The sequence below is a fragment of the Algibacter luteus genome (assembly GCF_900141715.1).
Taxonomy (GTDB): Bacteria; Bacteroidota; Bacteroidia; order Flavobacteriales; family Flavobacteriaceae; genus Arenitalea; species Arenitalea lutea.
On the sequence record NZ_FQYK01000009.1, the window covers coordinates 15,811 to 28,769 of the forward strand.

The 12,959-nt window shown below is 29.7% G+C and carries 9 protein-coding genes; 3 read left to right on the forward strand and 6 right to left on the reverse strand.

Annotated features, from left to right (window positions below; genetic code table 11):
- Positions 1–122: 122 nt before the first annotated feature.
- From BUA46_RS13640 to BUA46_RS13665, 6 genes are all read right to left on the reverse strand, one after another.
- Complete coding sequence (locus BUA46_RS13640; protein ID WP_019388658.1) at positions 123–1,034, reverse strand: hypothetical protein; 912 nt, start codon at positions 1,032–1,034, stop codon at positions 123–125.
- An 11-nt stretch (positions 1,035–1,045) separates the two neighbouring features.
- Complete coding sequence (locus BUA46_RS13645) at positions 1,046–2,494, reverse strand: MBOAT family O-acyltransferase (RefSeq protein ID WP_019388657.1); 1,449 nt, start codon at positions 2,492–2,494, stop codon at positions 1,046–1,048.
- A gap of 29 nt (positions 2,495–2,523) precedes the next feature.
- Complete coding sequence (locus BUA46_RS13650) at positions 2,524–3,804, reverse strand: nucleotide sugar dehydrogenase (RefSeq protein WP_019388656.1); 1,281 nt, start codon at positions 3,802–3,804, stop codon at positions 2,524–2,526.
- A gap of 6 nt (positions 3,805–3,810) precedes the next feature.
- Positions 3,811–5,190 carry a nucleotide sugar dehydrogenase gene (locus BUA46_RS13655; RefSeq protein ID WP_026010147.1) on the reverse strand — a complete coding sequence of 460 codons (1,380 nt, stop codon included), beginning with the start codon at positions 5,188–5,190 and terminating at the stop codon, positions 3,811–3,813.
- Between the two features lie 8 nt (positions 5,191–5,198).
- Complete coding sequence (locus BUA46_RS13660) at positions 5,199–6,182, reverse strand: SDR family oxidoreductase (RefSeq protein WP_019388654.1); 984 nt, start codon at positions 6,180–6,182, stop codon at positions 5,199–5,201.
- 157 nt (positions 6,183–6,339) lie between these two features.
- Positions 6,340–7,362 carry an NAD-dependent epimerase gene (locus BUA46_RS13665; protein ID WP_019388653.1) on the reverse strand — a complete coding sequence of 341 codons (1,023 nt, stop codon included), beginning with the start codon at positions 7,360–7,362 and terminating at the stop codon, positions 6,340–6,342.
- Between the two features lie 281 nt (positions 7,363–7,643).
- Here BUA46_RS13665 and BUA46_RS13670 point away from each other — a divergent pair, with 281 nt between their 5' ends.
- The 3 genes from BUA46_RS13670 (at position 7,644) to BUA46_RS13680 (ending at position 12,636) form a co-directional block, all read left to right on the forward strand.
- On the forward strand, positions 7,644–9,044 hold the full coding sequence (locus BUA46_RS13670; protein ID WP_019388651.1) for an MBOAT family O-acyltransferase: 1,401 nt from the start codon (positions 7,644–7,646) through the stop codon (positions 9,042–9,044).
- Positions 9,045–9,989: a hypothetical protein gene (locus tag BUA46_RS13675; protein WP_019388650.1), complete on the forward strand. Its 945-nt coding sequence runs from the start codon at positions 9,045–9,047 to the stop codon at positions 9,987–9,989.
- 823 nt (positions 9,990–10,812) lie between these two features.
- Positions 10,813–12,636, forward strand: coding sequence for an Ig-like domain-containing protein (locus BUA46_RS13680; RefSeq protein ID WP_162129544.1), 1,824 nt, complete (start codon positions 10,813–10,815; stop codon positions 12,634–12,636).
- The last annotated feature ends 323 nt before the right edge of the window (positions 12,637–12,959 follow it).

Below are 12,959 nucleotides of genomic sequence, written 5' to 3' on the forward strand. Positions count from 1 at the left end.
AATTTTTTTTAGTAAATTAATAAAAACAACTCTATTAAGTCCTTATATTTACGGTAAATCCCTTATTTTTAGTTATTTAATTTCAATATATTGGGATAAGATGCGTGCTTTATTAAATTAAATTATTTGCTAAGTTTAATGCCAGTATCTCTATATATTAGTTTAGATAGTTTTTGCATCCCAATTTTATTTAAATGGTCTTCATTTTCAAAATATAATGCGTTTTTTAATTTTAGAGAATAGTCTAAATTATAGTCAAGATTTAAGTTATTTATAAAATGATTTACTCTATCAAAATCTTCTTTATTGCATTGATTTAAATAATGCTCATTGACAGGAAACCTGATGCCAATTACTTTTACATTTTTTAGCTTTAATTTATTTACTATTGCTTTATAAATTTCTAAATCTTCATCATTTGTCATTATTCCATTATGGTCTGCGATTCCTGCATTTGATGCGATCTTTATTTTTTCAGAATTCGAGACTTCTGACCAATTAATTGGAGTATTGCCATTAGTATCACTTTTATTAATATTTCTTAAATAGGCATATACGTTATTCAGAAAATATCTTAAATAATTATCGTTTAGGTAAGGTATGTTTTCCGTTATTAGATTTAGATTTGATTTATTATAAATATTTTTAGGGTCTTTTATTTTTAGTAAATATTTGTTTAAAAAAGTACTGTTTGATGAAATGCTGTTATTAAACATTTGTGGTTCTGTTGAAATAAAGACATATTCTAATTCTGGATTATATTTATCCATTATTAAAGTTTTTATGTACATTTCTTTAATTCCATCAGCACCAAAGGCAAGGTTTCCAACATTTTCAGATAAGTTTAAGTGTTTTATTGATTCTGAATGCGAATCGCCTAAAAATACGACTTTTGGTTTTGAACTAATTATAGAATCTATTCGATTAGAATATTTACTTTCTTGTTTATAAAAAGGGCTTGTTTTATATACAATAAAATTAATAGCAAAAAATACAATCAAAAATGGTATTGCCTTTATTAAGATACTTTTCATAATTGTATATTTTAAAATTGGAAATATATAAAATCAACAGAACCATTGGTTGCTCTAAAAAATATTAATAAAAATAATAAAGAACAATATATCAATGTTTTAACTGGAGTTTTGTAATGTCCAACTTGAAACGAATAAGAAGCATTCCTATTAGAAATTTCAAATACGCTTAAATATATTAAACCAATAATAATTATAATAGGCTGAATTGATGCTCCCATATCTCTCAAGTAGCTAATTGGATTTACCAAAATTGTACTTGATCCAATTTCAGATATGTAATTTATTGCATGTGTAAATGATTCTGCCCTAAAAAATATCCAAGCAAATGTAACTGCTATGAAAGTGACTGTAATATTAAATACTTTGACTAAACTCGCAGGTAAAATTTTTAAAGTATTTAGGTTTTTACTATATGCGGTTTGAATGAAATAAAAGAGCGAGTGTAGCGCTCCCCAAATAATGAAAGTCCAGTTGGCACCATGCCAAAACCCGCTTACAACAAAAGTAATAATGATATTTAATGATCTTCTAAAGCTTGAATTTACTTTACTGCCTCCTAAAGGAATATAAACATAATCTCTAAACCATGTGGATAATGAAATATGCCAGCGTCTCCAAAAATCTTGAATGTTTTCTGCTAAATAAGGTGATTTAAAGTTTTGCATTAAATCTATACCCATCATTCTTGAAATCCCTATTGCTATATCAGAATATCCTGAAAAATCTCCGTAAATCTGAAAAGCAAATAAAACAACACCTACTACTAAAACACTACCAGGATAGCTATCAGAATTTTCAAAAATTTGATTAGCATAAAATGCACAATTATCAGCAATTACTATTTTTTTAAACAGACCCCAAAAAGATTGTTTAATGCCCTCTTTAAATTCATAAGGATCAAATTTTCTTTTTTTACCAAACTGAGGTAATAGATGAGAAGCTCTTTCAATAGGTCCAGCAACTAATTGTGGAAAGAAAGATACAAACGTCATAAACTCTAATAAGTTTTTATTAGCACTCATTTTGTTTCTATAAATGTCTATAGTATAACTCATTGTTTGGAAAGTGTAGAAACTAATTCCAACCGGCAAAACTATATTTAGAAAGGATGGGTTAGATTCAAATCCGAATATGGAAATGAAATCAGTAAAAGACTCAGTGAAAAAATTATAGTACTTAAAAAACCCAAGTATACCTAAGTTTACAAATAAGCTTAAAATAAGAAGTTGTTTTCTTTGTTTTTTGTTATTATTCTTATCTATTGCATATCCAATTAAATAATCACTAATCGAACTAATAATTATTAAGGAAAGAAACCTCCAATCCCACCAGCCATAAAAAACATAACTAGAAACTAATAAAATAACATTCTGATATTTTAAATTGTTGTAAGATTTATAGTATACAAAAAATACAATAGAAAAGAAAATTACAAACTCAAAGGAATTGAAAAGCATATTTAATCTTTCTAATTTAAATAATTATCTTATAATCTTCCAGAAACTCTCTCTTTAATAATACCTTTAACATCGTAAATTAGCCCATTTGTAGCTAATAAATCATCAAAGTTCACATTTAGAAATTCTGAATGAGCAACGCCAAGTACAATGGTGTCAAAAGGACCTTTAGGTACAGTATTAACAGCCTCAAGGTTGTATTCATGTTTAACTTCTTCAGAATTTACCCATGGATCATAAATAGTAATATCTAGGCCGTATTCTTTTAAGTGTTTTATAACATCAACAATTTTAGTGTTTCTAACATCTGGACAATTTTCTTTAAATGTTATCCCCAACATCAGAATTTTTGCGCCATTTACTTTTATATCATTTTTTAGCATCATTTTTACCACTTCGCTGGCAACATATTGTCCCATGCTATCATTAACACGTCTGCCTGCTAAAATAATCTCTGGATGATATCCAACTTCTTGTGCTTTTTGAGCTAAATAATAAGGGTCTACACCAATACAATGCCCACCAACCAAACCTGGTTTAAAAGGAAGGAAGTTCCATTTGGTCCCGGCTGCTTCTAGAACAGCGTGAGTATCAATATTCATTAAATTGAATATTTTTGCCAATTCATTAACAAATGCAATATTAATGTCACGTTGAGAATTTTCAATAACTTTTGCTGCTTCAGCTACTTTAATTGTAGGAGCAAGATGAGTACCCGCAGTGATAACGCTAGCATATAAATTATTTACTTGTACTCCAATCTCTGGAGTAGAACCGGCAGTAACTTTTAAAATTTTATCAACCGTGTGTTCTTTATCTCCAGGGTTTATTCTCTCTGGAGAATAGCCTGCAAAAAAATCTGAGTTGAATTTAAGCCCGCTTATTTTTTCTAAAATAGGCACACATTCATCTTCAGTTACACCAGGATATACTGTTGATTCATATATGACGATGTCTCCTTTTTTCAGTACTTTACCAACAGTTTCACTAGATTTATATAGCGGTGTTAAATCTGGTCTGTTATTTTTATCGATAGGGGTAGGAACGGTTACCACATAATAGTTACAATCTTTAATATCTTCAATATTTGAAGAACAATATAAACCATTGCTAGAATTAGCACTGTCTTTAAGAACTGCTTTTAAAACGTCATCTTCAATTTCTAAGGTAGCGTCTTTTCCTTGTTGTAATTCCGAAATTCGCTTTTCATTAATATCAAAACCAACAACTGAATATTTCGTTGCAAATAATCGGGCTAGTGGCAAACCTACATATCCCAATCCTATAATTGCTATTTTTTCTGTATTCATAATATTTTATTTTCCAATTGAAGAATATTCAAAGCCTATTTTTTCCATTTCAGATTTATCAAGTATGTTTCTACCATCAAATATAAATGCAGGCTTTTTCATTTCGTTATATATTTTTTTCCAGTCATAGGTTTTAAATTCATCCCATTCTGTCATAATAGCAACAGCATGAGCGTCTTTTAAAGCTTCATAAGGATCATTAGTAGCTTGAACTAAGTTTCTGTTTTCTTCTTCAGATCTTGTATTTAAATAATTTAAATCAGATTGTATTTTTTCATTGGAAACTTTAGGGTCGTAAACAGCAATATTAGCTTGTTCATTTAATAAATGGTCAGCAACATATATAGCAGCAGATTCTCTAGTATCGTTGGTGTCTTTTTTGAACGCCCAACCTAAGAACCCTATTTTTTTCCCTGATACTGTATTATATAGTGTGCTTATTAAGTTATCTGCAAACCGCCTTTTTTGATGATCGTTAAGAATAATAACTTGTTCCCAATAATCTGCAACTTCATGTAAATTATAGCTTCTTGCTATGTAAACTAGATTTAATATATCTTTCTGAAAGCATGATCCGCCAAAGCCAACCGAAGATTTAAGAAATTTAGATCCAATTCTTGTGTCCATACCAATGGCTTTTGCAACTTCGTCAACGTCAGCTTCTGTTTTTTCACATAACTCTGAAATAGCATTTATTGAAGAAATACGTTGTGCTAAAAAAGCATTAGCTGTAAGTTTAGATAATTCGGAAGACCAAACGTTAGTTCGCAAAATTTGTTCTTGTGGTACCCAACTGCCGTATACACTTGCTAAACTTTCAATGGCATCTTCAGATTCACCACCAATTAAAACACGATCAGGATTTAATAAATCTTGAATAGCAGTACCTTCAGCAAGAAATTCAGGATTTGATAAAATATCAAATTTAACATCACTACCTGTATTATCTAAAATACTTTTAATAGCTTGAGCTGTTCTAACAGGTAAAGTAGATTTTTCAACGACTATTTTATCTGTTTTTGCAACATCAGCTATATTTCTGGCACAAAGTTCTACATACTTTAAATCTGCAGCCATACCTTTGCCTTTGCCATAGGTTTTGGTAGGGGTGTTTACAGAGATAAAAATCATTTCAGATTCATTAATAGCTTTGTCTATTTCAGTAGAGAAAAACAAGTTTTTACCTCTAGTTTCTTTTACAATTTCTGCTAAACCTGGCTCATAGATCGGCAGCTTTGATACGTCAGAATCATTCCAAGCATCTATTCTAGCTTGATTGATATCTACTATTGTAACCTTAATGTGTGGGTTTTTCTTGGCGATAACTGCCATTGTTGGACCACCAACGTAACCGGCTCCAATACAACAAATTTTTGTTACTTTCATTTTTTGAATTATAGATGTTTCCAATACCAATTAACGGCTTCTTTAATGCCATCATTAATATTGTATTTAGGATTATAGTTTAATAATTTTTTTGCTTTATCAACGGACGCAAGCGAGTGTGGAATATCTCCAACTCTGTTTTCACGATGCTTAATCTCAATATTTTTAATTGACTCATCAAATGCAGATAAGTGTTCTTTTAACAAAGATGTTAGTTCTAATAATGTAGTGCGATCGCCGTATGCTACATTATAAACCGTGTTTAATGCTTCTTCATTTTCAGTAGTTATGGCAAGCATATTCATTTGAACCACATTATCGATGTATGTGAAATCTCTAGAATAACTTCCATCTCCATTAATTATTGGAGATTCGTGGTTTATAAACTGTTTCACAAAAAGAGGAATTACTGCAGCATAAGCTCCATTTGGGTCTTGCCGTCTTCCAAATACGTTAAAATATCTTAGTCCAACAGTATCTAATCCATAAGCTTTTTGAAAAATATCGGCATAAAGTTCATTTACATATTTTGTTATGGCATAAGGAGATAATGGTTTCCCAATTACATCTTCAACTTTTGGAAGCGCTTCATGATCTCCATAAGTCGAAGAACTAGCAGCGTAAACAAAACGTTTAACATGAGCATCACGAGCTGCAACAAGCATATTTAGAAAGCCAGAAACATTAACATCGTTAGTTGTTATAGGATCGTTAATAGATCTTGGTACAGAACCTAATGCAGCTTGATGTAATACAAAATCAACATGTTCACAAGCTTTATGACAATCATCTAAATTTCTTATATCACCTTCTATGAGTTGAAAATTCGAGTTACTTAAAAAGGGTTTTACATTTTCAAGTTTACCGGTAGAGAAATTATCTAAGCAAACTGTTTTTATGTTGTTGTTAAGGAGTGTTTCGCAAAGGTTAGAACCTATAAATCCAGCACCTCCTGTAACTAATACAGTTTTATTTTGTAGATTTTCTAGCATGTAATTTGGGTTTGTTATTAATAGCTTGGGCAAATATGTGAAAAATTATTTTAAAATGTACGATTATTATACTAAGTAGACGTTTTTTACGATAAAAACCAATGAGTTAATTTATTAAAGGCTTTAATCGATAAAAAGAGGGATACAACTTATTAAACTATTTATAATATGATTTATACCAATCCACAAAAGTTTTTACACCAAGTTCAATAGAGGTATTAGGTCTGTAATCATAATCATTTATTAAATCATCAACGTTTGCCCAAGTGCGTTCAACATCACCAGGCTGGATAGGAAGCATGTTTTTTTTAGCTTCTTTTTCAAGATTTAATTCAATTTCTTTTATAAAATCTAGCAGTTTAATAGAATTATTATTACCTATATTATATACCTTATAGAATTGATTGTTTTCAATTCTTTGGTTTGCAGGTTTTTCTAAAATTCTAACAACACCTTCAACAATATCATCAATAAAAGTAAAATCGCGTTCCATTTTACCATAATTAAAAACTTTAATAGGTTTATTATTAACAATGGCATCGGTAAATAAAAACATTGCCATGTCTGGTCTTCCCCAAGGGCCATAAACAGTAAAGAAACGAAGTCCTGTAGTTGGTATTTTAAACAAATGGCTATAAGTATGCGCCATCAACTCATTACTTTTTTTGGTGGCGGCATATAAACTGATTGGATGATCTACATTATCATCCGTAGAAAATGGAACTTTTTTATTTAATCCATACACACTAGAACTACTGGCGTATACTAAATGTTTAATACTATAGTTTCTACAACACTCAAGAATATTAAGAAATCCAACTAAATTTGAATCCACATAAGATTCTGGATTTTCTAAGCTATATCTAACCCCTGCCTGAGCGGCTAAGTTACATACTACATCGAAATTTTCACTTTTAAATAATTTTGGAAGTTCTTCTCGATCTTCTAAGTTCATTCGTATAAATGAAAAACCATCATGTTTTTCGCTTGCGCAGATTTTGTTAAAGACTGAGGCTTCATTATTAACAACGCCTAGTTCTTTCAACCTATTAAACTTAAGGTTGGTGTCATAATAATCATTAATATTATCAAGGCCAACAACAGTATGCCCAATATTTAATAAAACTTTTGATGTGTAAAAACCAATAAAGCCAGCAGCTCCTGTTACAAGTATTTTCATGGTTATAGAAAGTTATTTTATAAAACAAGTTGTTTCAAAATGATTTGAGAAATTATTTACATTTGCAGAACAAAGATGTAAAATTCAATTGATAAATGGTTAAAAAATTGATAAACATTACATTTTTACCGACGAGGTTGATTAAAAATTAAATACAATTTTTTTGCGCACAGTTTATTGGCTAAAAGCCTTAATACATCGAAAATTAATGAATATATTTTATCGTTTCTGATATATGTTTATCTTCGTTTTCTATTATTAATAAAACTATTAAACAATAAATGATTTTTAATTCTGTTGCTTTTTTATTTTTTTTCATAATAGTTTTTACTTCTTATTGGCTAATTCCAAGAAAACACTTTAAATGGCAAAATATTTTATTACTTGTTGCTAGTTATGTTTTTTATGGCTGGTGGGACTGGAGGTTTTTATCTTTAATAGCTTTTTCTACCGTTTTAGATTATGTGGTTGGAATAAAAATTCATGATTCGGTTTCAAAAAAGAAAATGTTTTTGACAATTAGCTTAATCTCAAACTTAGGTCTTTTATGTGTTTTCAAATATTTTAACTTCTTCATTGATTCTTGGGTGAATTTATGGTCTTTATTTGGCTATGAAATGTCCGTAAGTACACTAAATATAATATTACCCGTTGGAATATCTTTTTATACTTTTCAAACGATGTCTTATTCAATAGATATATATAGAGGCGAGCTTAAGGCAACTAGAAATTTTATAGAATTTGCAACCTTTGTTAGCTTCTTTCCTCAGCTTGTCGCTGGTCCAATTGAAAGAGCATCGAATTTGTTACCCCAATTAGCTGGAGAAAGAGAAATGTCATTGGTTAGATTTAAAAATGGTCTATTTCAAATCTTTATTGGTTTTTTTAGAAAGGTAGTTGTTGCAGATGCTATTGGGGCAATTATTGATGGTATATATAATGCACCAGATATTCATAATGCATCTAGTATAGTAATGGCTGTTGTTTTATATTCATTTCAGATTTATTTTGATTTTAGTGGGTATTCAGATATAGCTATCGGAACAGCTAAAATTTTAGGTTTTGATTTTAAACGAAACTTTAATCTTCCGTATTTTTCTGTTTCCATTACTGAATTTTGGAGAAGGTGGCATATTTCATTATCCACGTGGTTAAGAGATTATTTGTATATACCATTAGGGGGTAATAAAAAAGGAATTAAAATACAATATCGGAATCTTTTTATAACTATGTTATTAGGAGGGTTGTGGCATGGTAGCTCATGGAATTTTGTTATTTGGGGTGCTATTCATGGATTGTTGTTAAGTATTGAGAAGCGATTTCATTTAATACCAAAAAAATACACATTGCTAAAAAATCTTTTTATATTTAGCTTGGTCAGCTTAATTTGGATATTCTTTAGAGCTTTAAGTTTTGATGATTCCATAGTTATGTTTACAAAACTAATTAAAGGTCCATATTTAGCTCCTTATATTGGTAATATCTCTAGTTTGATAAGCCTTATTTACGGATTATTAATTGCGTTTATATTTGATATCTATATCTTTAAAAAAGATGTGGCTTTAGAAGAGTTTGGTTCAAAGTTAAGTAAATTCAGTTTTTTACTGATTTCTACTTTTATTTTAATTAACATAGTTTTATTCTTCTCTAGTTCAAGTAACTTTATATATTTTCAATTTTAGATGAAAAAGTCAATACAATTATTATTAATTTTAGCTATCGTGTTTTTTGTTACAGACAGGTTAATTTGCATGTGCTTAAAAGAAATAGATAAAAAGGTCTTTACAGGACAAAGTGTTGGTAAGGTTAATCATTTTTTTTCTTTAAAAGATTCTGTTAATATGTTGATTTTTGGAAGCTCAAGAGCAAATCATCATATAGATAATACGGTTTTAGATATTACATCTTTTAATATGGGAGCGGATGGTACCCGAATAGGTTATAGTGCTGCTTTAATATCTACATTAAAAAAGAAAGGTCAAATTTTGTTAGTTCATATAGACCATGAAATTCTTTATGATTCTGAATATGACGGTAGTGACATGCTTAGCCTAATGAATATGACTCAAAGGAATGCTGACATTACTACATTTATGTATAAATTTTTTCCTGAAGAAATTTATATTTCAAAGACTTTCAATTGCTATATTTATAACGGTAAGGTATTAGGAATCTTAAAAAACTATGTAGATCCAAACTATGATTACAACAGATATAGCGGCTATGACCCTTTGTTTCCTAACCTAGAACAAAGAAATATTTTTAATAAAATGGTAAAATCAGATAGTTTAAAATTGGAACAAGATGATTTGGCTGCGGTAAGTGATTTAGAAGTTAACCCTTTAATTAATAAATTTATAGGTGAAATAATCGAACATTGTAAAACAAACAATTCTCGATTAGTATTCTTTACTTCTCCTAAATTAAGAAAAATTCACAACAATGTTCGAAATAAAACTAAACAATATTTTGAATCTAAGAATATTTCGTACTATGATTATTCTGAATTTTTTAAAGAATATAATGCGGACTATTGGAAAGACTTTACTCATATGTCTGCACAAGGAGCTACAGTTTTCACAAAAGCACTTAAAGAAAAAATTTTTGAAGACCACGAAATAAATTAATATATTTTCGACTTTTTTGTTTTTGAGTAGCTTAATTCTTCAATTAAATTTTTTCATTATATGGATTGATTGGTAAGTGATTTTTCAGTTTACACATTAGTGTTTTTTACTTGTTAATAAATCAATTAAATACTGACCGCTATAATCTTTAAATTAAAAAGATTTTACTTTTCGTATAGTTAATAAGTACAATCTCAGAGAGTATTTTATATGTATACTCAAATAAAACTGAGTTTTAGTTTTTGAAATCTTTTCTTTAATAAAATTATCAATCCCAATAGATCCAAAATCACTTAAAGGTTTTCTGAATTTAATAAGCTTTAACATTTCAGAAAAGGATACATGCTTTTTAGGTATCTGAAATAACTAAATAATTTAATATTTTATTATAAACATTAATGGAATTCGTTATGTGAACAGATGCAATTTAAGATGAAAAGAATAAAAATTTATAATATTAATTAAACAATTGATTTTGTACTCCTTGTGATATAAAAAAAAGTATGTTCTAAGTTGTATCACCCTTTTTGTTTTAAAATAAAAGTTATTACTAGGTTATCAACAATACTTTTAAATAATCGATAAACGACTTATTTTCGCGATGAAATTAATAAAATAAAATAATTTATAATCCGAATTGATTATTCGACCGTATATGATTGAAAGTTACCGATGAAATACGTATTTTAAGAATAATACTACAAAAAAAATCATATTTTCGATGAAATGCAAATAAAATCGTTTTTTAGTATATATATTTGAATTCCCCAAAAGTCTAATTTTTAAATTTGTTATGAGAAACCTACAGTTAAATCCAAAATTTTTGACCTTAATTTTTGCTTTATTGTTACTATTACCTTCTTGCAATAACGAAGAAGTATTCGTTATAGAAGAATCGGCTATAGTTGAAGAAATCCCTTCAGAAGAGGAAGGAACTGAAGAAGAAACACCTAACACTGAGGATGAGGTGCCTGTAGTGCCAGTTGATGTTGTTGATGATAATTTTATTACAACTGAAAATATCCCAATTGAAATGGTATTGCATACTAACGACACGAGTTTGCCAACTAGTGGTACTATAGCAACAACAGAGCCTTCTAATGGTTTACTACAAGTTAATAATAATGGGACACCAGATAATCAATTGGATGATTTGGTTATTTACACGCCAAATCCAAGCTTTTCTGGTATAGATTCATTTGAATATACAATTTGTGATACCCAAAATATTGATAATTGTGATACAGCAATAGTTTCAATAACTGTTGAACCCCGTGAAAATGATTTTGCTACTGAATTAAAAGCATTTCCATCTGCTTATGGTGCAGGTGCTTATACTACAGGTGGTAGAGGTGGAGTGGTACTTCATGTTACTAAACTAGATTGGGATGATACACCAGGATCGCTTAAATGGGCATTAGAAGAAAATTATCCAAGAATTATAGTTTTTGATGTTAGTGGAATAATAACTATACCTAATGATGGTACTATTTATACAGGAGCAAAAGGTAACGTAACTATTGCAGGACAGACAGCACCTGAAGGTGGTATAACTATTTATGGCGAACCTCTTAGGTTTTACCAACAAGACAACGTAATAATTAGGTATATTAAATTTAGAAAACCAGGTGAATCCTCATATTGGGATTGGTGCTTGCTTATAACTCAGAGTTCTGATGTTGTTGTGGACCATTGCTCGTTTGCTTATTCTGAAGAAATGGCTATGGAAGCTGGCACTATTTACAACGATGGCAATATTACTTATCAAAACAACCTATTTACCGAGTGTAAAGATGCTATATTAATTGGTAGTAGCTCTAATACTAATATCCAAATGGGCGGTTTTAGTATTTTAAATAACGTTTATGTTAATACAGGTTGGAGGGCTCCTGCAAAAATAGGAGGTGCTTGTACAGTTGATATGATAAACAATGCTGTTCATAATTGGTTTGCAAAAACTATCAATAATGATGGAACCGATTGGAAATTAAATCTAATTGGTAATTATTTTCAAACTGGTGCGCAAACTCTAGGGCAAGATGCTTCATGGGGAGGTCATACTTTATTTAGAATGACTACCAATACAATTATGAGTCCAGAAGTATGGGATGAAGATACTGTGTTTACCGTATATAATGAAGGTGGTTCTAATGAATATGATCCTGCACCTGCGGGTTATCCTGCTGATATATCTTTAGTTTGGCAGCCAATGCCTCATTCATCATCATATCCTGTAAAGTCGGAATGGTTTAGGACTTCCAGATTACCTTTATTGGGAGCAACACCAAATATTTTACCGAGTTCGCAAGTTTTAAGTGCTGTACTTCCAAATGCAGGCGCAAACAAATACCTTAATGCAGATGGCACAGCAATTACATATCGTGATCCAATAGATACTGATGCAATTTATAATTTTGAAAATGAAGTTTCTAAAAGTTACAGTGCAAATTGGATTAATATTGCAAATAATGGCTTGCCAACAATGCCAACAAATATAAGACCCGCAGGCTATGATACTGATAATGACGGTATGCCCGATATTTGGGAAAATGCCACTTTTGGGGATTTAACAAAAGGTTCTAATGGAGATGAGGACGGAGATGGTTACACAAACATTGAAGAATTTTTTAATCAGGTTGACAAATAAATGAATTGTCTTAAAATAATATGGTAACTTTTATAAAATTATTTTAACTTAATCCTGTGCGGGTAACCTCACAGGATTTTTTATATTTGACTTCCTTGTTTGTTTTTCTAATCTTTTAAAGCATATCTTTCAAATTTTAAAAAAGTCTTTATGTGAACCTTTTATTGTGCATTGGGTATATCTAATCGATAACTGACTAATTGGATTCTCTTATTTTCTCATATAAATAGTAAATATGCTAACTAATAAGCTTACTTTTTTGATACTTAAACTTTAACCGTGCACTTTTACTTTTGTTTTAAAGATTTGATATGCTTAATTGA

Excerpts from the sequence above, each read along its gene's own strand:
- BUA46_RS13640 (WP_019388658.1), bottom strand. The coding sequence starts at position 1,034 with ATGAAAAGTATCTTAATAAAGGCAATACCATTTTTGATTGTATTTTTT.
- BUA46_RS13645 (WP_019388657.1), bottom strand. The coding sequence starts at position 2,494 with ATGCTTTTCAATTCCTTTGAGTTTGTAATTTTCTTTTCTATTGTATTT.
- BUA46_RS13650 (WP_019388656.1), bottom strand. The coding sequence starts at position 3,804 with ATGAATACAGAAAAAATAGCAATTATAGGATTGGGATATGTAGGTTTG.
- BUA46_RS13655 (WP_026010147.1), bottom strand. The coding sequence starts at position 5,190 with ATGAAAGTAACAAAAATTTGTTGTATTGGAGCCGGTTACGTTGGTGGT.
- BUA46_RS13660 (WP_019388654.1), bottom strand. The coding sequence starts at position 6,182 with ATGCTAGAAAATCTACAAAATAAAACTGTATTAGTTACAGGAGGTGCT.
- BUA46_RS13665 (WP_019388653.1), bottom strand. The coding sequence starts at position 7,362 with ATGAAAATACTTGTAACAGGAGCTGCTGGCTTTATTGGTTTTTACACA.
- BUA46_RS13670 (WP_019388651.1), top strand. The coding sequence starts at position 7,644 with ATGATTTTTAATTCTGTTGCTTTTTTATTTTTTTTCATAATAGTTTTT.
- BUA46_RS13675 (WP_019388650.1), top strand. The coding sequence starts at position 9,045 with ATGAAAAAGTCAATACAATTATTATTAATTTTAGCTATCGTGTTTTTT.